Raw genomic sequence first — 19,117 nt, 5'->3', positions numbered from 1 at the left:
TTGGCCACGCTCTCGGTTCGCGCAGTTCGATCCTGAACGTCACCGATCCTCGAGTTCGCCGTCGTCGCGAGGCGCGTAGCCAATCGTCGTTTCGTCGGTGACTTCGGCACCACCGTCGACGCGTTCGATCCGCAGCGACACGTCGCGCGTGGTCCCGCAGCCGACGCCGACGAACTCCTCCCAGACGTCGCCCGCTCGGGCCTCGTCGTGGGTTTTGTGGAGGTACGATCGAAACGATCGCTTCTCGAGTTGCCGGCGGCCAGCCTCCGAGAGGGCGGCCGGGTACGAGACCACGATGCGTTCGGCGCCGGTCGCGTCGGAGCGACCGGACCGGTCGTCCGCGACTCCGGACCGCTGGTCGGACTCGGTCATGATACCCGACCGAAGGGCCTCGAGCGGCTTCAGCCTACGGTATTTCTCACCCCCGATACGGTTGAAAATGCTGCATAAATTGAGAAGGCTTACCTCAGGGGCCCGCCAGTGATCAAGTATATGGGGTATTTCGACGTACCGGACCGTTCCTACACCCGGTACAGCAACCGCCAACTCGCGGCGGTGCCGCTTGCGGTACTCGCGGTTGCATTGCTCGTTCTCACCGGCACGTTCCTCATGACGGGCGCGCCGGTGCCGCTGGGGATGGACTTCGCCGGCGGTTCCGAACTGACTATTCAGACGACCTCCTCCCAGGAGGAGATCGCGAACGCCTTCGACGAGGAACCCGAGTCGATTCAGTCGGTTTCCGCGCCCGACTCCCAGAACCAGTACGTCGTCCAGTTCACCTCGACCGACCTCGAGTCGCTGAGCCAGCAGGCCGAGCAGAACTTGGAACAGGACGGCGACGCGGACATCGTCCAACTCGAGTCGACGGTGTCGGGGAGCTTCGGGGAACGGACCCAGCGGACGGCGCTGCTGGGCGTCGCCGTGGCCTTCGTCGGGATGAGCGTCATTACCTTCCTGCTGTTCCGGACGTTCGTGCCGTCGATCGCCATCGTCCTCTCCGCGTTTTCGGACCTGGTGATCCCGCTTGCGTTCATGACGGTCGCCGACATCTCGCTGTCGCTGGGGACCGTCGCCGCCTTGCTGATGTTGATCGGGTACTCGGTCGACTCCGACATCCTGTTGAACAACCACATCCTGCGTCGCCAGGGTGACTTCTACGAGAGCACCCACCGCGCGATGCGCACCGGGATCACGATGACGGTAACGTCGATGGCGGCGATGCTCGTCATGGGCGTCGCCGCGGGACTGTTCGGCGTCAAGTTGCTCTCGTCGATCGGGATCGTCCTCTTCGTCGGGCTCGCGGCCGACCTGATGAACACCTACATGCTCAATCTGAGTCTGCTTCGCTGGTACAAGTTCGAGGGGATCCGATCATGACCGGTCCGGTCGCGTTCGTCAAGGAACACTGGCGGCTACTGCTGTTGGTCGTCTTCATCACCGGTTCGATGGTCTCCCTGTTCGTCCCCGGCGGCGTCATGGGGGGCAACGACTACGTCGAGACCCAAGACAGCGGGGCGACGAACCTCGAGTACGGGCTCGACCTCGAGGGCGGGACGCGGATCAGCGCCCCCGTCACCGGGATGACCGCCGAGGACATCGACGCCGGCGCCGTCAGGGATAACGGCAGCGTCGATCAGGCACGGCTGACCGAAATCGAGCGCACGCTGTACGACGAAACCGGCCTCGAGACGGGGAACGTCCGCGTCAGCGTCGACGACGACGGAAACGCCCACGCCGAGCTGTTCACCGAGAACGTGAGCGAGGAAGAGTTCGCCGCCGCGCTCGCCGAAGCCGGCGTCGAGGTCGATCCCGACGAGGACATCCGCGAGGGCGTGACGGCGGAGACGCGCCAGCAGATGGTCGATACGATCCAGTCGCGGATCAACGCGGCGGGGCTCTCCGGCGGCAACGTCTACGAATCGGCCAGGCTCGGCGGCGGCTACTACATCGTCACCGAGGCGCCGGACATGGGCGCCGACGAGCTTCGAGAACTGCTCGCCGAGCGAGGGATCGTCGAAGTGCAGGCCTACTACCCGACCGGGGACGGCAACCACACGAACGAAACGGTCCTGAGCGGGGACGATATTGCAAAGGTCGATCCGCCGGAAATCAATCAGGAAACCGGGGAAACAGTCGTTCCCGTTCAGGTTGACAGCAACGCCGCGCCGGAGTTCCAGTCGCGGTTGAACGAACTCGGCTTCACTGACCCGAACGTCGGCGTCCAGCAATGTGGGCTCCGCGGCGACGGCGAGAGCATCAACTTCGACCACGAGGGAGAGCGGTACTGTCTGCTCACGGTCATCGACGGCGAAGTCGTCGACGCCCACTCCATGGGTCCCCGTCTCGCGAATTCGATGAGCGCCGGCTCCTGGGAGAACGACCCCACGTTCCAGATGGGCGCACAGAACGCCCAGCAGGGTCAGGCGCTCTCGGTGAACCTCCAGTCCGGTTCGTTGCCCGCGCCGCTGGACTTCGGCGAGGCCCAGACCTACTCGCTGTCGCCGGCGCTGGCCGAACAGTTCAAGCTCTACTCGCTGGTGATCGGGGCGCTGGCGGTGATCACCGTCAGCGGCGTCGTCTTCCTGCGCTACCGAAACCCGCGGGTCGCCGCGCCGATGATCGTCACCGCGATGTCTGAGGTGTTCATCCTGCTCGGCTTCGCGGCGCTGATACGCATGCCGCTCGATCTCTCCCACGTCGCCGGCTTCATCGCCGTGGTCGGGACCGGGGTAGACGACCTCGTCATCATCGCCGACGAGGTGATGGAGCAAGGCGACGTCAGCTCGAGGCGGGTGTTCGAATCCCGCTTCCGGAAGGCGTTCTGGGTCATCGGCGCCGCCGCGGCGACGACGATCATCGCCATGTCGCCACTGGCCGTCCTGAGCCTCGGGGATCTGCGCGGGTTCGCCATCATCACCATCCTCGGCGTGCTCGTCGGCGTGCTCATCACCCGGCCCGCCTACGGGGACATCCTCCAGCGGCTGCTGACGGACAAGTAGCGCAGACAGACACGCAGCGGTCTTTTTAACGGAGGTCGGTTTTCAGCGGCTATCGGCTTTCAACGGGTATCGGTACCACTCGAGGACCTTCGACTCCTGACGTAGAGACGTGCGGTGAAAGACTGTGTCCTGTGCAGCTCACTCGAGACGCGAACCGGCTAGCCGATGCTTCGCTTGACACCGACGAGAAGCAGTTGTGGTGTTGGCAGGAACAGGTCGCCCGCGTTCACGCTCGGTCTCGACACCGCGGACACCACTCGACCGTTCCGTCGTCGCCGTAGGCGCGCTCGAAGTCGAGAGAAACGGGGTTCTCGCAGTTAGTACAGACTGGCATATCGAACACTGCAATTGATCCGGCCAACGGCAAGAGCGGGGCGCCTGCAAATGCAGCGGGACGTCGGCGGGGCTCTCGTCGAGTCACCTCCCACGTCTCACGTCGGGACGACGGTCGTCACGCCGACGCTCTCGAGGACCAGCCAGACGACGAACAGGCCATAGAGACCGAGCAACAACTGCGCCTCGCGTTCCGAGAGCAGCATATCGGTTCGGATAATGGTGAAAAAGACGATCGTCGCGAGGATCAGAAAGCCCATCATCGGGACGATATGCGTGAAGGTGATCGACAGGGTGCCGGCGACCAGCACGCCCGCCGGCACCGCGACGAGCAAGTCGAAGACGTTGCTCCCCAGCACGTTCGCGAGGCTGACCGCGGACCGCCCTGACCGGGCGGCGGCGACGCTGACGAACGCGTCGGGGACGCTCGAGCCAGCGGCGACGACGGTCATCCCCCAGAGGAACGCGGGGGTGCCGAAGGCGTCGCCCAGCCCGACCGCGGCCCGGACCAGCCCCTCGACGCCGACGATGATCAGTACCAGCCCGAGCCCGAACCAGAGCCAGGCCCGCCCGATGGCGACGTCGGTGTCCGCCGCCGTCTCGTCCTCGGTGGTGTCCAGGTACTGGGTGAAGACGTAGAGTCCGTACAGGACCAGCGGAAACAGCGCGAGCGGCCGCGTGACATTCCCCTGGAGCCCCGCGCCCGCGGCCGGATAGTAGATGACCGCCAGCGAGAACGTCAACAGCAGGGAGGCGACCGCGAGCATGTAGAACAGCGCCTCCTTGTACACCAGCTCCCGACCCGTCGACATCCCGTCGCCGTCGGCCGCGAGGACCGACACGGCCGGGATCGCCAGCAGATTAAACACCGCGGAACCGACGATCGTCCCGATACCGATCTCGAACTCGCCGTGTAACAGCGTCGAGACGAGCACGCTCACCAGTTCTGGCATGCTCGAGCCCGCGGCAGCGATGATCGCCCCCTGGACGACCGCCGGCACGCCGTAGCCCGTCGCGAGGCGGTTCGCGGACGTCTCGAGCCACGTGCTTCCCTTCCAGACGACGGCCGTTCCGACGGCGGCGAGCGCGAGCAGGCCGACCACGTCGAGCATGCTCGATGCTGCGTAGCCGTCGCGCATAAAACGGTCGACAGGTCGGCGACGTCCCCAAACGAGAGGCGTCGCTACCAGTCGATCAGATAGTGGGCGAACGCAGCCAATCCGGCGATACTTCCCACAGTGGCTATCGTCGCAGTGATCGTGCCGGCGACTCCTCTCGAGAGGCCGAGCGATACGAGAGCGTCCGTTCCGAACGCCAACACGAACGCGACGCCGAACACCGGCACGCCCAACATGAGAACGACGAGCAGTCGTCCGAGCAGTACGTCCCCAATCCCGACGATGATCGATCGAAACACGGCGATTATATCATACCTGGTGAATTAAATAGTTACGAATATGGAACGGTAGATTTCTCCGGCCCGGACCGATCACCAGCGATCGTCTCGAGCGGCACGGCTCGGCGCTCAGAACTCGCCGAGTCCCGTCTGCTGGGCCTCGGCGAGCAGGTCCTCGCAGGTCGACCACGACTCCCGCGCGAACGGGGGGAGCTCGCCGCGCTCGTCGACGTAGGACGCGAGGAACTCGCGGGTGTTCGGATCGCTCGGGTAGCCGCTGCCGACGGACTCGTACTCGTCGATGCGGTCCGCGAGGGCGGCGACGTGGGCGTCGCGTTCGACCTTGGCGACGACGCTGGCCGCGCCGACGATCGGCGACTCGTCGTCGGCGCCGTGGCGGGCCTCGATCTCGAGGGCGTCCGAAAGCGAGTCCGGCGTCGACGGGAGGGACGTACAGGCCTCCCTGACGCGGCGAGCGAAGCGGTCCTCGTCGGTGTCGCAGGCGTCGCAGAGTCCGGTGATCGGAGCCGACTCGACGGCGTCGGCCTCGAGCGTGTCGGCGTCGGATCCGCCCGGTTCGAAGTCGAGCCCCGCGAGCGCGTCCCCAATCGCCTCGGCGTGGGCTGTGACGGCAAGCGAGTTCATGTCCGTCTCCGGGTCGTCGATGCGCGCGGGCGAGATCTCCGCGACGCCGACGCGAACGCGGTCGTCCTCGCGGATCGTCGCCGCCAGTTCCTCGCGGCGCTCGGGCGCGAGTCGTTTGGAGTCCGCGATTCCGTCGGGGAGCGCCGCGGGGTCCTCGCAGTGGACCGCCGCGGCGAACATCGACCCGAGCGCGGGTCCCTTACCGGCTTCGTCGACGCCGAATGGCATACCCCGCAGATCCGTCGCCGACGGCTAAACCGTTGCGCTGTTCGGTCGCGACGCGAAGAAAAATCGTTGTTGGTCCGCTCCCGTCAGACGTCCGTCGCGGCCGCCTCGCCGTCGTCCCGCGGCTCGTCGAGGAAGTACTCCTCGAGTTCGAACGGTTCCTCCTCACCCTCGACGCCGAAGACGTCCAGCGCCGTGACCTCGGCGTCGGTCTCGAGCAGGCCGGCCAGACTCGGTTCCGTGCGGCCGTCGTCGCTGCTGATCAGCTCCTTCACGTAGAGGCCGCCTTCGCCGTGGAGGCGGACCTCGGCCTCGGTCGGCGACGCCAACTCGCCGTCGATGTCGTAGACGGTCCGCTCGCGGGTGAGGTCGGCCCGCCGGTGGTCGACGCGCTGGGGCGTATCCTGCTGAACGGTCGTTCCCGTCAGTTCCTCGAGGGCGGCCTCGAAGTCGGCCTCGTCGACCGGCTCGGCGAACTCGACGTCGGCGCGGTAGCGCTTGCTCGCGTCGTGTTCCTTGACGCGCTCGACCATCTCGTAGGTCGCGAGTCGGAGCCCCTCGACCTCGACGCTCCCTTCGGCGGCCGCGTTGATCTCGCGCTCGAGGGTCTTCGGGTCCGGGTCGCGAATCTTGGGCCGTTTGACCTCGAGGACGAACGGACGGCCCTCCTCGAGCATCCGGGCGTCGACGTCCTCGCGGCCGGCGCCGTGGAAGGTCCCCTCGTCGCCGTCCATGGCGTCGACGACGTGGGGACGGACGACCTGTTCGACGCTGGTATCGTACATGTAGCCCGAGCCGCCGCAGTAGTCGCAGGGTTCCTCGCCGTCGTCGCTCAACTGGGTTCCGCTGCCGCCACACTCCCGGCACGGCCACTCTGTCTGGGGAATGTCCCGCTCGAGTTTGCGGTACCGGCCGTAGACGAAGGCGGGGTTGAGCTGAACGTCGACCGCGTGGCCCGTGACCGATTCCGACTCGAGGGCCTCGAGAGGATCGAACGCCGCGAGGTCGACGATCGCGAGGACGTCGGGGCGGTCGAAGTCGACGTCGGTGCCGGTCTTCGCGCCGACGCGACGGCCGACCTCGCGGTTGACCTCGCGCTTGAACGACTCGCCGACGTCCGGCTCGAGGCCGGCGTCCTCCCGGAGGAGCCGGTCGTTTTCCTCGACCAGCGGCGGGACGCGGCTTCCGACCTGGTAGGTCGCGAAGTCGGCGTCCTCGAGGGCGTCGACGACGGTCTCGGCGATCGCGTCGACGGTGCCCGAGTACCCCTCGCAGACCCAGCAGTCGGCGGGCTCGTCGGGCTCGAAGTCGGCGTCGTCTTCCATCGCGATCGTCGTCCGCAGCGCCCGGCCGCGCTCGGCGTTGGTCAGTCCGAAGCTCCGCTCGGCGAAGGGGCGACCGAGACAGGAGTCACAGACCGGCCCCGTCTCGAGCAGCGCGCGGGCGTCTTCCGTGATCATATCACGGGAATCGGGCGGCCGCGGGTAACACGTTTTCCCTTCGGCCCGTCGGGGACGGCGTCGCTCGGATCGCTCTCGCAGCCGGCACGTCATTTCCTCTCGAGATAGTGTATTGATAAACGGACTCTCAAGTGGCCCGGACGTTCAAATAGATCGAGTGCTAGCCTCGCCTATGAACGGACACACCCCGGACCGTCGCGAGTTCCTCGCGCTCGCCGGTACCGGCCTCGTCGGCGCCGTCGCCGGCTGCGCCCAACCCACCTCGAGCGACTCGATGGAGGGCTCGTCCTCGCACTCGGTTTCGCGGGAGATCGATCCGGACAAGCGCGCGGACGGCTCGACGTACACCGACGTCTACGAGGCGGTCATCAACTCGGTCGCACAGGTGCGGGCGATGGGCGCCGGAAGCCCGTACGGTGGCGACGGGAGCGGCGGCCAGGGCTCGGGCTTTCTCGTCGACGACTCCCACCTCGTCACGAACGAGCACGTCGTCGCCGGCGCCGACAGCGTCGACCTCCAGTACATCAACGGCGACTGGTCGGCCACCAAAATCGTCGGCGCCGACTTCTACAGCGACCTGGCCGTCCTCAAGGTCGATCACGTCCCCGACGAGGCGACGCCCCTCGAACTGGCCGCCGAGCGCTCCGTCGTCGGTCAGGAGGTGCTCGCGATCGGCAACCCCTACGGGTTCGAGGGCTCCATGTCGAAGGGAATCGTCAGCGGCGTCAATCGCACGCTCGACATGCCGGACCGAACGTTCTCGTTTTCGAACGCGATCCAGACCGACGCCGCGGTCAACCCCGGCAACAGCGGCGGGCCGCTGGTCAACCTAGACGGCGAGGTCGCCGGCGTCATCACCGCCGGCGGCGGGGACAACATCGGCTTCGCGATCCCGTCGGCGGTCGCGAGTCGAGTCGTCCCCTCGCTGATCGAGACCGGAACCTACGATCACTCCTACATGGGGATCACCCTCGCGACCGTCGACCGGTACATCGCCGAGGCCAACGACCTCCCCGAGGCGACCGGCGTCATCGTCACCGGCGTCGAGTCGGGCGACCCGGCCGACGGCGTCCTCCGGGCCGCAACGCCCCGCCCGCGCGACTCGATCCCCGTCGGGGGCGACGTCATCTACGCCATCGACGGCGAGCCGATCCCCGACCGCCACGCGCTCTCGAGCCACCTCGCCTTGCGGACCAGCCCGGGAGACACGATCGAACTCGAGTGCTGGCGCTACGGCGACGAGACCGCGATCTCGCTGACGCTCGGGGAGCGACCCCCGGCCAACTGAGGCGAGCGAGAGCCGGGCGCCAGCGACCGGTTCCGTCGGGACGATGAACCGATCAAAACTGTTTGAAACGACCGCCTAGCCGAGCGTAATCGACGGTGTCGAGACGATAACCCGGTGTAGACGCCCCGTACAAGTCAGATTTCGTTTCTGTCCCAAATTCGTGAACGACTGGGTTGAATTGGGAGTCAATCGGCCGTAATCAACAGGCAGTGGGGTTTAGCAGGTCGATAACAATAGGTGAGACTCCGGTAGCTATCGGTAGCGCGATCACCCATCGCCTGTCACGTATGACTCCCGACGCTGACACCGCCCGTCCGACCGACGCACCGCTGACCGACCTCGATCACGTCACGATCGAGAACGACGACGCTCCCGACGAGTGTGCGATCTTCCCGCGGGAGGCGAGCGACGAGAAACTGGACGCCGCCTGGATCGTCGCCTACGACGACGGGTTCGTCTCGCTCGAATCGATGCGCTAGGTCCCGACGATGCACCTCGGAAACTCCGTCACCGCCGCCGGGTTCTGGATCGGCACCCTGCTGCCGGTCGCCTACCTGCCGGTCTTTCTCTCCGGCGTCGACTCCGCCGGCTCCCTCTCGCTGGTCGTCGGCCTCCTCGCGATCCACGCCCTCGCGCTGATCATCGGCCACGATTACTCCGGATCGCGATCGCGGTGACGGGCCGAAGTGACGTCCGTCGGGACGACTTCGATACCGGCTGTTCGATGCATTCGCGCGGTCGATTCGACCGTCCGTGCGTCGCGTGACTCGGCAAAAATAGTGCAGGTATCCGGATCGCTCGCAGGTTCTCGCGGACGCGTTGATCGCTTACTCGCCCGGCTGCCACAGCTGGGCGTGGGGCGTGTCGCAGCTGTCGCAGACCGCCGCCTGTTTGTCCTTGTAGCGTCCGCGCTCGAGTTCGCCGTCCGAGCAGTACGGACACGGTCTGCCTTCGAGGATCGCGATCAACTGCGGATCTTCGCCGTCGGTCGCTGACGACTGTGATTTCGCCATATGTACCATAGCTCTCCCGAGAGGAGGGAAACGGTTGGCCATGCCTATGCAGTGTACGACGGGAGTGACACCGCACGACGGCGGCGTGGATCGACGGTATTCGGAGGCTACAGCTGCGACGGCTGTGCTCTCGATCCGAGACGAGCGGTCGACGGCGACCGGTCGCGGCGAACCGTGGCGGCTATCCCCGCGGCCCGCCGCGTACCGGTATGCGCCAGTTCGTCTGCATCGGCCACGACGTCCCGACCGACTCCGACTTCTCGCTGGACGACCTCGCGGGCGGGGCCGGCCGCCTCGACGCGCTCTGTCGATCGATCACCGCCTCGTTCGTCACCTCCCACGGGATCCGCGAGGACGTCCGGACGCACCTCGTCGTCCAGGACGAGCTCACGATCACCTTCGACGGGAGCGAACTCCGCCGGCTCAACCCCGACGAGCGAAGCACCGCGGCGCTGGTGCGGACCGCCCTCGAGCACCGCGACGAGGCCATCGGTGCGCTTCCAGCCGAGCCCAGTCCCGGCATCGAAGTGTACCGGCGCGGGTTCGAGGAAACGCTCGAGGAACTCGCCGACGGGACCGTGGTGCAGCTACACGAGGACGGTGACGCCGTCGTCGACGTCGGCGTCGACGGCCTCGAGGACCCCGTGTTCGTATTGTCCGACCATCGGGACTTTACTGATGAGGAAGAGCAGGTGCTCGAGGACGTCGTCGATCGGCGCCTGCGGCTGGGTCCGGAGCTGTTACACGCCGATCAGGCGATCACCGTCGCGCACCACTATCTGGACACCGAGGGCTACGAGCGGTTTTAGCTCGGGACTCGAGTGTGCGAATCGCTACCGAGCGAAGCGATAGACACTTTCGGAAGCGTTAAACAATCGGGGACTCTCACTCACAAATGCGGGCCGGTGGGGTAGCTTGGTATCCTTCGGCCTTCGGGTGGCCGTAACCGCAGTTCGAATCTGCGCCGGCCCACTTCTCCCGCATTTCACAACCTCAAGCGACGCGTACGCGACTCGAGGTAACCGAGTGTAGGAGTCGATGACGGCGCGTAGATTCGAATCAGGGAGGAGCGTCGCTCCGACCGTGGTTCGAATCTGCGCCGGCCCACATCTGCCCGCGAATTCTAACCGACGTGCGAAGCGAGTCGTGTTCGTGAGCGGGCAGAAACGCAGCCGCAACGATTCGAGCCAGCAAACCGAGCGAAGCGAGGTTTGCGCTGTTCGAATCTGCGCCGGCCCACTTTTCCCGCATCACAACACGAGGAGCGAAGCGTGGCGCAGTAGTGTACCGAGACGGCGAATAACGAACCCCGTGACCGAAGCGGTGGCTGCCTTTCAACACGCGATTCAATTCTGCAACGCGAGGGCGGCATCGCCGACTCGGCGACGATCGGGGGTCCCTGGGTCGTTAGTTCCCCGAGGGGATGAAGTGACCGTCCTTGAGTTCGTTCACGACGCGCGTCTCGTTACCCTGGAGTTGCACCTTCAGGCTCGGCGCGAGCGTGCCGCCGAACAGGTCCTTCTGTTCCTCCGGGGGGAGGTGGCCGACCTCGTCGAGGCTGATCTCGCCCCGCGACGTGTCGTCGAGCCCGCGGAAGTTTTCGAAGCTTTCGACCAGCACGTCGTTCCCGTGGGGCATCGCCAGCCACGAGTACGCTTGGAAGGGCGCCGACTCGGGGTTCGCGACGACGAGACCGCTGCCGTTGAGCGGTTCGTAGTCACCGTAGAGCGAATCGCTCACGAACCCGTACAGCGCGTCGGGGCCCTGGAGGCCGGGCGCGAACGTGAACTCGTGGCTGAGGACGAACAGGTACCACTTCCCGTCGTTGAACACGTAGTGCGGTCGCTCCAGTTGCTGATTGACCTCGATCGCCTCGAGGTTCGGCGGGAGGAGTTCCCACTCGGTGAGCGAGTCGTTCGTCGCTCGCATCACGCCGACGTTCCCGTTGTAGCTTCGTGGATCAGACGGGCTGTCGCTTCCCGTCGGCGTGTTCCCTTCGAAGACGAGCAGGTCTTCGCCGGTCTCGGGGTGCTGGAAATACCACGGGTCGCGGAACGCGTAGACGATGCCTTGCTCCCGGGATTGTTCCAGCGTCTGGTACAGCTCGCCGTCGGCCGCACCGATGATGGTGTGCGCTTGCGTACCGGTCAGTTCGACCCCGCGCGGCCCCGTTTCGAACGAGGCCCCCTTGGCGAGTGCGAGTCGCTGTCGGAACTCCGGTTCCGGGCTGGTAGCCGTATAGAAGTGGTAGATCTGGTCCTCGCTCTCGTCGTACATCGCGGAGCCGGCCCACTGGTGGTGGCCGAGCGGGTTCTCGAAGGCCGTACCCCCTTCCCGCCAACTGTGGCCGTTCCGGGAGTAGAAATAGCGGATGGTCGCCTCGTTGTGGCGATCGCCGGGCACGAGGTCTTTCGACGCCGTGAGCGAGAAGACGATCTGCCAGCCGTCGATCTTCGCGATCGAACCGTCGCGATGTCGGAGCGGCCACGTGTCCCAGATCCAGTAGTCGTCCGAAATCGGCTCCGGTCCGTCGTCGATCACCGGTGCGGTGGTCGCGTCCGTGCGTTCGATATTCGACGCGTGTTCCGCCGTCCACTCGCTCGCGTCGCCGGGTTCGACGGCGGCGACGGAACCGGTACCGAACGAGAGCCCGAGCCCGGCCGCGCCGATCGCACCGGCCGTTTTTAGAACGTTTCGCCTGTTCAACGTAGTTGAACTAGTCTCGTCGGACATTACACTCCAAATATTTACTCACTAAATAATAGTAACTTCGATCAGTTTTATTTCTTGTTGAAGATAGTTTAATCATATCTTGAACAATCAAAACTTCACTCGTTCGCCGGCGGTCGGTAACGGTGTGCCACTCCCCTCACTCGAGTCCGATCTCGATCAACGCCAACTCGTCCGACGGCACAGCGTCGCTAAACACCGCCTCCACCTCGTCCCATCCCTCCGGCCGATACGCTTCGATGCCGAAGCTCTCCGCGAACGCCACCAGATCCGGATTCGACAGTTCGGTCCCGGTGTGCTCGCCCCGGTGGCCCTCCTGCTTCTCCGAGATCAGACCGTAGTCGTCGTCGTTGAACACGACCGTCGTGAAGCCACAGTCCAGTCTCGAGGCGGTCTCGAGTTCCGCCGCATTCATCATGAACCCGCCGTCGCCGGTCCCGGCCACCACGTTCGCATCCGTCGTCAGATCGGCCGCCAGAGCGCCGGGGACGGCGATCCCCATGCTGGCCAGGCCGTTCGAGATCACGCAGGTGTTGGGCTCGTAGGTCGGGAACGACTGGGCGATCGCCATCTTGTGGCTGCCGACGTCGGAGACGAGCACGTCCGAATCGGCCATGGCCTCGCGCAACAGCGGCAGGCAGTTCCGGACGGTGATCGGATCGCCGGCGGCCGGCGGCTCGGTCACCGACTCGAGCAACTGCTCGTGGAGGTCGTCACACCACAGCGAACAGGCCGCGTCGGGCAGGCGCTCGTCGATGGCCGCCAGCGCGGCGCCGACGTCGGCGACGATCTCCACGTCGGGGTTGTAGTGGCGGTAGACCTCCGCGGGTTCGTAGTCGACGTGGACGATGGTCTTCTCGAGGTCGGGGTTCCAGCCCGCCGGATCGTGCTCGGCGATGTCGTAGCCGACCGCGATCACGCAGTCGGCGCGGTCGATCGCCCGCGCGGCCTCCTCGTCCGGCCCCGAATCCAGCGTCATCAGCGAGGCCGCCTCGCGGTCCGAGATCGCCCCCTTTCCCATGTAAGTTTCGACGACGGGAATCCCGATGCGGTCGACCAGCGACCGAATGGTCTGGGACGCGCGCGTCCGCACGGCGCCGTTGCCCGCCAGCAGGATCGGGCGCTCGGCCTCCTCGAGCAGCCGCGCCGCGCGCTCGGCCGACTCGTCGTCCGGGTCCGGTCGGCGCACGGGGTCGCGCGTCTCGATCGGCGTCGCATCGATCTCCTCGGCGGCAACGTCCTCGGGGAACTCGAGGTGGGTCGCGCCGGGCTTCTCGTACTCGGCGAGTTTGAACGCCTTGCGGACCGACTCGGGCGCGATTTCGGACTCGCCGATCCTGGTGTTCCAGGCGACGATCGGCTCGAAGACGTCGACGACGTCTAGCGCCTGGTGGCTCTCCTTGTGCAGTCGTTCGCGGCCCCCCTGGCCGGTGATGGCGACGACCGGGCTCTTGTCCAGTTGGGCGTCGGCGACGCCGGTCATGAGGTTCGTCGCGCCGGGGCCGAGCGTCGACAGGCAGACGCCGGCCTCGCCGGTCAGCCGCCCGTGGACGTCGGCCATGAACGCCGCCCCCTGTTCGTGGCGCGTCGGGTGAAAGCGGATCGACGACTCGCGCAGCGCGAACAGCAGATCCTCGATCTCTTCGCCCGGCACGCCGAAGACGCGCTCGACGCCTTCCGCCTCGAGACAGTCGACGAGCAACTCGGCTGTGGTCGCCATGGACGTCCCGTCCACGGCGCCGTCATTAATCGCCCGCCCTGCACACACGGCGTCGGCGGGGCGAACGAAAACCGCTTGCTACAGCGGCGGACCACTCGCCCGCCGGCGAGTAGGGACTGCCGAGAGGCAACGCGGCGTCCGGTCGTCGCGTCCGGGATGTTGCAGGGGAGCGGTTCCCCTACTAGCGGTTCGAAATTGAAGGAGGACGTTACGGACGATAGCAACCGATTTCTTCCGGGAGGCGCGGTCGAATACAACTCGATCGACGGCGCGCTCAGCGGTCGAAACCGATCGTCGAGAGCCGTCGCGCGCTCGACACTACAGTCGCGCTATAACAATAGTCGACTCTCTGCGAGTGTTCGGTAGCCGCGACCATCGGGTTGCGGGAGTTCAACGATGTCAGAGGACGATCTACTTTCACGGCGACAGAGTCTGCTCGGAATCGGCGCTGTGGGGACGGCCATCAGCGGAACCGCCGTCGGCGTTTCGGGCGTCTTCGACGGCGACGAGACGGCCGAGAAAAAGACCGACGGGAAGAAACTGGCAGCCGGCGACGACGACAAAAAAGACGACGCCGATCAGGACGACGAGGCGGCGACGAAAGCCGGCCTCGACCTCGAGGTCGTCTGCCACGAGAGCGGCGAGGCGACGGTCCGTGTCCGGAACGAGCGCTCGGCGGAAGCAACGCTCAGCTGGAAGGTCGATGTCGACGGGCTCGAGCTCGGCGCCCTCGACATGGCTGCCCTCGAGGAGCTGGATCCGGACGACTTCGACGAGAACGATACGGCCGCGCTCGAGGCCTACGCCCGATCCCAGGGGATGAACGTCGACGCCGACGATCTCGAGCGTCTCGAGGGGAAGCGGATCGAACTCAACGGCACGACGCTCGATCTGGGCAAGCAGACGATCGACCTCGAGAGACTCGCCGAGGAGAAGGGCGTCGACCTCGAGGACGCGGAGTTCGACCTCGACAAGCTCTACGGGACGGTCACGGTCCCGAAGGGCGGCGTCGAGTCGTTCCGGGCCGCCGCCCTCTCGATGGATTCGGCGGTCGAACTCTACTACGACGGGAAGCGGATCGAGTCGGTCAGCGTCGACACGGCGGCGTGCCGGGAGTCGACGATGGCGGACACGATCGACCTCGAGGCGGTCTGTTACCGGACGCGAAAGCGGACCGCCGAGAACGGCGCCGGCGACGGCGGTAACGGCGGCGTCGAGAAGACGACGGAAGCCAAGTTCTGCGTCCGCAATCGCGGCAAGGAGGCCGTGAAGCTCGGCTGGACCGTTAACGGCGACGAGCAGGGCGGCAAGTGCTACGTCGACGCCAAGGGGTCGGACTCGTTCTGGGTGACCGTGCTCGACGACCGGAAGACGTCCGTGACCGTCACCTACGAGGGCGAGGCGGTCGACACGGAGAAGGCCGACACCGATACGAAGTGTACGGACGACCGCGACGACGCGTAATCGGCGCGACGCGTCTCCGGTTCCGGCTTCACCTGTGACGCGCCACCGATCGACACGCGGATTCACTCTGGTGCGTGCGTACGCCCCGCTTACCCGCTTCGAGACCCGAAGACCCTTTAGCGACTGCTCGGATACCCTGAGTATGGCTGCCGACGGACTCGACGAGATCGATTACGGAATCCTTCATCTTCTCCAACAGAACGCTCGAGCGACCACACCGGTCGATATGGCCGAACAGCTGCCGGTGACGGATACGACGATCCGCAACCGGATCGAACAGCTCGAGGACGACGGAATCATCGAGGGCTACGTACCGATCATCGACTACGAGAAGGCCGGGTTCCCGATCCGCCTCCAGTTTTCCTGTACGGCCGCGACCGACGACCGCCAGGAGGTCGCCGAGCGGGCGCTCGAACTCCCCCAGGTCGTCAAGGTCGACGAGATGCTGAGTGCGCGGGAGAACATTCAGGCGCTGGCGGTCGCGAACAACACCGAAGAGGTAAACGAGATCACGAGCCGTCTGGACGACCTCCCGCTGACGATCGAACGGGAACGGCTGTTGCGGAAGACGCGGAGTCGTCCCGTCGACTTCTTCGACGAGAATGTCGGCGAAGAACAGCGACCCGGCGACTTCCGAGAATAAATCCTTCCCGAATAACTTCGAAAATCCAAACTAGAATAAGTACCTACTTTTCTTCCAAATAGATTAGGGACGGGTTTTTTGTATTGCCGAACAAGTCGTGGACAATGACTGTCGTACCGAACCGGATACAGCTACCGTCCACACACAACTACCTTGATCAGAAGCACCGATTACGACGAGAGCGAGAATCGTTTCCCGACCGGCGCGGCGCAACCTGACTACATGAACGCCACTCGACCCCGCCCTGAGACCGTCGCTGGCCACGTCCGGCCGATAGTCACCGCCATCTCCTCACGAGCGTCGATCGATGAGTGAGGATCTGTACCGGTGCGTCTGTCACACCTGCAACACGGAACGACTCATCGAGGGGCTCGAGGACGCCCAGACGTTTTTCAACCGCCACGCCGAGCGCAGCCACGAGGTGGAACTGCTCAACCAGCAGACTCGGCGCCAGTATTCGGAACCGTCGGCCGCCGACGAGACGACGCCGGCCGATTCGTCCGACGGCGAACCGGAGACCGAAACCGACGACGCGTAACGGCGACGGAGTCGACGGCGGAGACAACCTGGCGGCGATCAGCTCGCGTCCTGTGCGTCGACGACTTCGTCGACGCGGATCCGCAGAATAACCCGCTCGGTTTCGATGGGCGTTCCGTACTCGTCTTCGCCCGTGTAGCGCTGCGCGAGTTCGTCGATGTGCTCTCGAGCCCCCTCGGTCGTGACCTCCTCGACCTCGCCGATGATCGAGAGTCGCCGGTAGGGGTTCTCGGGGTCGACCATGCTGACGCCGACCGACGGGTCCTCGCGGACGTTGCGCTCCTTGCGGCGACCGCGTTCGGTGTTGATCAAGAGTCGGTCGTCGTCGGCGTCGTAGTCGATCCAGACCGGCGTGACGTGGGGGTCGGTGTCCCCGGTCAGCGTCGCGACGTGCGCGAACGTTTGCTTCTCGAACAGGTCGTGAAAGGCGTCGGGGATTGCTGTCACGGGCGGCGATTCGCTCGCGTTCGGCTTTTGTATACTGCCTACATTGAGAGGCACGCTCGCGTCGATCCACGCTCGGAACGGGCGGAAGATTGATAGCTACCGTCGGGAATCCGCAGCTAACACATGTACGCGCGCAATCCCGAGCGCGACGCGATCTGGAACGACGCCCTCGAGTGGATGGTCTGCCGGGGTCTCCCGCTCCGGCCCCGCGAGATCGAGGGCTACGATCCGGGGCTCGTCCGGGACGTGCTGGAAACGATGGTCCTCGAGGGCTGGGTCGCCTACGACGACCGCGGGGACTTCTTCGAGCCCGGGCCTCGGGTCGAGCGGTTCGACGCCGGCAGGGGGTCCCCTCGTCGACGCACCTGGTAACGCCGCGGGCTGCGGCGCAGCCGATTCCGTCGGTCGGCTCATCTTCCGACCTCCTCGAGTCGATCCGTCGCCGTTCGCCCTCGCCGTCGAGGGGACGACACACGCGAGTGTCGGCTCAGAACTTATCGGACGGGGAATGCTTGCACGTGGTATGAGTCCACAGCAACGGACGCGACGACGGCTGTTGCGGGTAACGGGTGCGACAGCGGCGACGGCGCTGGTCGCCGGCTGTGGCGGCCCGAGCGGCGGCGGCGACGACGACGAACCGGCCGCCGAAGAGGGGACGGGGAACGGTCAGGACCGAGACGAAGACGAGGGCCTGGTCGACGGGGAAGGGAACGATACCGACAACGAAACGGAAAACGAGACCGGCGAGATGACGAACGAGAGCGACGACGGGGAGAACGATACCGACAACGAAACCGGCGGGACGACGAACGAGAGCGAGGACGAGGGCTGAGAACGGAACCCGGACGGGACACAACGGGCGCCAACCGTCGTGCTAAGCTGACCGACGCGCGGGAGTGACTCGAGGACGAGGGGTACGCGGACGGCGCCCGGTTCGTCTCCTATCCGGCCGGACGGTACGACGCCGCCTCGCTCGACCTCGTCGACGAGACCTCCAACCTCGGGTTCGCCGCGGGCCAGCCGGTTCAGGGCTGCGTCGTCGATGCGGCTCGCTACCCGCGCGCCGTCGACCCCGAGGCCCCGAAGCACTGCTCGAGCGGACGGCCGATCTGGGCGGGATCACCGTGCTTTGCTACCACGGACTCGCGGGCGACGTGGTCGACCGCTTCGAGGAAACGGTGACGTACCTCGACGCGCTCGTCGCCGAGGGTGACCTCGAAGTCGTGGGACCGGAGACGTTCGCGTCCGAGTACGCCGAGACCGAGTAGGTTCGGAACGCCGGTCACCGGTCGCCGGTCGGATCGCCGCGGCCGTCCGACGGCCGAACCGAGCGGAGACGCAACTGGTATCGGGATCCGGTTCCTCTCACGACTGATGACCGAGGGACTCGAGACGGACGTCGAGGAAATGGCGGACGTCGCCGAGCGACGCGACGAACTGGCGGCCCGCGTCCGGACCCACGCCGGCGAGATCGCGCGGGAGCTCGCCGTCTTTCAGGGCGGCGACTACGGCCAACAGACGTTCCAGACCGACGCCGGAACCTGGACGATCAAGTACGAGGCCGGCGACGTCCAGTACCTCCGGTTCGAGCCGAAATCGGGCGAGGAGACCTACGTCGTCTCGAGCAAACAGCCGCCCGAACCCGAGGCGCTCGAGACGGCGATGGCCGACTACGGGGCGTTCGTCGCCGCGTACAACGAGTACGTCCGCTCCTTCGAGGGGCTGCTCGCGGACGTTCCGGACGAGTTCCCCGAGATCGAATCGACGGCCGAGCTGGTCGCCGAACGCGACCGAATTCTCGAGCGAATCCGCGACGTCGGGAACGCGATGGCGAGCGAGCTCCACCGCTACGAGGGCGAGTACGGCACCTACGCGACGACGGTATCGGGCAGTCGCTGGGAGCTCAAGTTCGACGGCGACACCGCGAGCTACCTGCGGGTCGGCGGGTCGGACGGCGTCTACCTCATCTCGCAGTACGGCCCCCCGCCAGCGACCGAGGTCCGTCGGCTCGCCGACGACGTGGCCGCGTTCGTCGAGTCGTTCAACGACCACGTCGAGGACCTCGAGGCTGATCTCTCGACGGTGTCGCTGAGCGGAGATCGGTAAGCGATCTGCTGTTCGGTTCCGCTACTTCGCTGTAGGCGCTGCTTTCGCTCGTTACGGGCCGTCTACAGCGACCAGTCTCGAGTAAACGAGACGACAATCAGGTAAACTGAC

General features: G+C 65.8%; 23 protein-coding genes and 1 tRNA gene. 14 read left to right on the top strand and 10 right to left on the bottom strand.

Annotated elements, in window-relative coordinates; translation table 11 throughout:
• Positions 1-39 precede the first annotated feature (39 nt).
• Positions 40-372 (bottom strand): hypothetical protein, encoded by a 333-nt coding sequence (locus tag C477_RS18800; protein ID WP_008896131.1) that lies wholly within the window; start codon positions 370-372, stop codon positions 40-42.
• Positions 373-492: 120 nt separating this feature from the next.
• On the opposite strand from C477_RS18800, the gene secF reads away from it, so the two are divergent.
• Positions 493-1,377, top strand: a complete 885-nt coding sequence (gene secF, locus C477_RS18795; protein ID WP_049914672.1) for a protein translocase subunit SecF — start codon at positions 493-495, stop codon at positions 1,375-1,377.
• Positions 1,374-2,999, top strand: a complete 1,626-nt coding sequence (locus C477_RS18790) for a preprotein translocase subunit SecD (protein ID WP_008896129.1) — start codon at positions 1,374-1,376, stop codon at positions 2,997-2,999. Before secF ends, C477_RS18790 begins: the two co-directional genes overlap by 4 nt.
• Positions 3,000-3,225: 226 nt before the next feature.
• Here C477_RS18790 and C477_RS25070 read toward each other — a convergent pair whose 3' ends face one another.
• The 5 genes from C477_RS25070 to C477_RS18770 all read right to left on the bottom strand — a co-directional run bounded on the left by C477_RS25070 (position 3,226) and on the right by C477_RS18770 (position 7,058).
• Positions 3,226-3,333 carry a DUF7563 family protein gene (locus C477_RS25070; RefSeq protein WP_449404405.1) on the bottom strand — a complete coding sequence of 36 codons (108 nt, stop codon included), beginning with the start codon at positions 3,331-3,333 and terminating at the stop codon, positions 3,226-3,228.
• Positions 3,334-3,430: 97 nt separating this feature from the next.
• Positions 3,431-4,444, bottom strand: coding sequence for a sodium:calcium antiporter (locus tag C477_RS18785; protein WP_049914677.1), 1,014 nt, complete (start codon positions 4,442-4,444; stop codon positions 3,431-3,433).
• Between the two features lie 71 nt (positions 4,445-4,515).
• Positions 4,516-4,749, bottom strand: coding sequence for a hypothetical protein (locus C477_RS18780; protein WP_008896127.1), 234 nt, complete (start codon positions 4,747-4,749; stop codon positions 4,516-4,518).
• A gap of 108 nt (positions 4,750-4,857) precedes the next feature.
• The gene (gene rnhB / locus C477_RS18775; protein ID WP_008896126.1) at positions 4,858-5,601 is read right to left on the bottom strand and encodes a ribonuclease HII; all 744 of its coding nucleotides are present in this window, start codon (positions 5,599-5,601) and stop codon (positions 4,858-4,860) included.
• Between the two features lie 83 nt (positions 5,602-5,684).
• Complete coding sequence (locus C477_RS18770; RefSeq protein ID WP_008896125.1) at positions 5,685-7,058, bottom strand: tRNA pseudouridine(54/55) synthase Pus10; 1,374 nt, start codon at positions 7,056-7,058, stop codon at positions 5,685-5,687.
• A gap of 172 nt (positions 7,059-7,230) precedes the next feature.
• Here C477_RS18770 and C477_RS18765 point away from each other — a divergent pair, with 172 nt between their 5' ends.
• The 3 genes from C477_RS18765 (at position 7,231) to C477_RS18755 (ending at position 9,023) form a co-directional block, all read left to right on the top strand.
• The gene (locus tag C477_RS18765; protein WP_008896124.1) at positions 7,231-8,346 is read left to right on the top strand and encodes a S1C family serine protease; all 1,116 of its coding nucleotides are present in this window, start codon (positions 7,231-7,233) and stop codon (positions 8,344-8,346) included.
• Between the two features lie 287 nt (positions 8,347-8,633).
• A complete protein-coding gene (locus tag C477_RS18760; RefSeq protein WP_008896123.1) occupies positions 8,634-8,825 on the top strand; it encodes a DUF7511 domain-containing protein in 192 nt (63 codons plus the stop codon).
• Between the two features lie 9 nt (positions 8,826-8,834).
• Positions 8,835-9,023, top strand: a complete 189-nt coding sequence (locus tag C477_RS18755; RefSeq protein WP_008896122.1) for a hypothetical protein — start codon at positions 8,835-8,837, stop codon at positions 9,021-9,023.
• Positions 9,024-9,173: 150 nt separating this feature from the next.
• Here C477_RS18755 and C477_RS18750 read toward each other — a convergent pair whose 3' ends face one another.
• Positions 9,174-9,359 (bottom strand): HVO_A0556 family zinc finger protein, encoded by a 186-nt coding sequence (locus tag C477_RS18750; RefSeq protein ID WP_008896121.1) that lies wholly within the window; start codon positions 9,357-9,359, stop codon positions 9,174-9,176.
• A 209-nt stretch (positions 9,360-9,568) separates the two neighbouring features.
• Between C477_RS18750 and trmY the strand changes: the two genes are divergently transcribed.
• Positions 9,569-10,168, top strand: coding sequence for a tRNA (pseudouridine(54)-N(1))-methyltransferase TrmY (trmY, locus tag C477_RS18745; protein ID WP_008896120.1), 600 nt, complete (start codon positions 9,569-9,571; stop codon positions 10,166-10,168).
• A gap of 90 nt (positions 10,169-10,258) precedes the next feature.
• Positions 10,259-10,331, top strand: a tRNA-Pro gene (locus tag C477_RS18740).
• A 435-nt stretch (positions 10,332-10,766) separates the two neighbouring features.
• Here C477_RS18740 and C477_RS18735 read toward each other — a convergent pair.
• Both C477_RS18735 and C477_RS18730 read right to left on the bottom strand, forming a co-directional pair.
• Positions 10,767-12,092, bottom strand: a complete 1,326-nt coding sequence (locus C477_RS18735; protein ID WP_049914671.1) for a glycoside hydrolase family 68 protein — start codon at positions 12,090-12,092, stop codon at positions 10,767-10,769.
• A gap of 136 nt (positions 12,093-12,228) precedes the next feature.
• A complete protein-coding gene (locus C477_RS18730; protein ID WP_008896118.1) occupies positions 12,229-13,809 on the bottom strand; it encodes an acetolactate synthase large subunit in 1,581 nt (526 codons plus the stop codon).
• 396 nt (positions 13,810-14,205) lie between these two features.
• Here C477_RS18730 and C477_RS18725 point away from each other — a divergent pair, with 396 nt between their 5' ends.
• From C477_RS18725 to C477_RS18715, 3 genes are all read left to right on the top strand, one after another.
• On the top strand, positions 14,206-15,273 hold the full coding sequence (locus C477_RS18725) for a hypothetical protein (RefSeq protein ID WP_152423355.1): 1,068 nt from the start codon (positions 14,206-14,208) through the stop codon (positions 15,271-15,273).
• Positions 15,274-15,415: 142 nt separating this feature from the next.
• Complete coding sequence (locus tag C477_RS18720; RefSeq protein ID WP_008896116.1) at positions 15,416-15,916, top strand: Lrp/AsnC family transcriptional regulator; 501 nt, start codon at positions 15,416-15,418, stop codon at positions 15,914-15,916.
• A 307-nt stretch (positions 15,917-16,223) separates the two neighbouring features.
• Entirely contained in the window at positions 16,224-16,454 is a 231-nt protein-coding gene (locus C477_RS18715; protein WP_008896115.1) for a hypothetical protein, read from the top strand.
• Positions 16,455-16,492: 38 nt separating this feature from the next.
• Here C477_RS18715 and C477_RS18710 read toward each other — a convergent pair whose 3' ends face one another.
• Positions 16,493-16,900 (bottom strand): PPOX class F420-dependent oxidoreductase, encoded by a 408-nt coding sequence (locus C477_RS18710; protein WP_008896114.1) that lies wholly within the window; start codon positions 16,898-16,900, stop codon positions 16,493-16,495.
• Positions 16,901-17,023: 123 nt separating this feature from the next.
• Here C477_RS18710 and C477_RS18705 point away from each other — a divergent pair, with 123 nt between their 5' ends.
• From C477_RS18705 to C477_RS18695, 4 genes are all read left to right on the top strand, one after another.
• Entirely contained in the window at positions 17,024-17,272 is a 249-nt protein-coding gene (locus tag C477_RS18705; RefSeq protein ID WP_008896113.1) for a hypothetical protein, read from the top strand.
• 151 nt (positions 17,273-17,423) lie between these two features.
• On the top strand, positions 17,424-17,732 hold the full coding sequence (locus C477_RS18700; RefSeq protein WP_008896112.1) for a hypothetical protein: 309 nt from the start codon (positions 17,424-17,426) through the stop codon (positions 17,730-17,732).
• Positions 17,733-18,024: 292 nt separating this feature from the next.
• Complete coding sequence (locus tag C477_RS24335) at positions 18,025-18,168, top strand: hypothetical protein (protein WP_008896111.1); 144 nt, start codon at positions 18,025-18,027, stop codon at positions 18,166-18,168.
• Between the two features lie 106 nt (positions 18,169-18,274).
• Complete coding sequence (locus C477_RS18695; protein WP_008896110.1) at positions 18,275-19,006, top strand: hypothetical protein; 732 nt, start codon at positions 18,275-18,277, stop codon at positions 19,004-19,006.
• Positions 19,007-19,117 lie beyond the last annotated feature (111 nt).

This window comes from Haloterrigena salina JCM 13891, assembly GCF_000337495.1.
Taxonomy (GTDB): Archaea; Halobacteriota; Halobacteria; order Halobacteriales; family Natrialbaceae; genus Haloterrigena; species Haloterrigena salina.
This window is presented reverse-complemented; position numbering and strand designations above follow the sequence as displayed.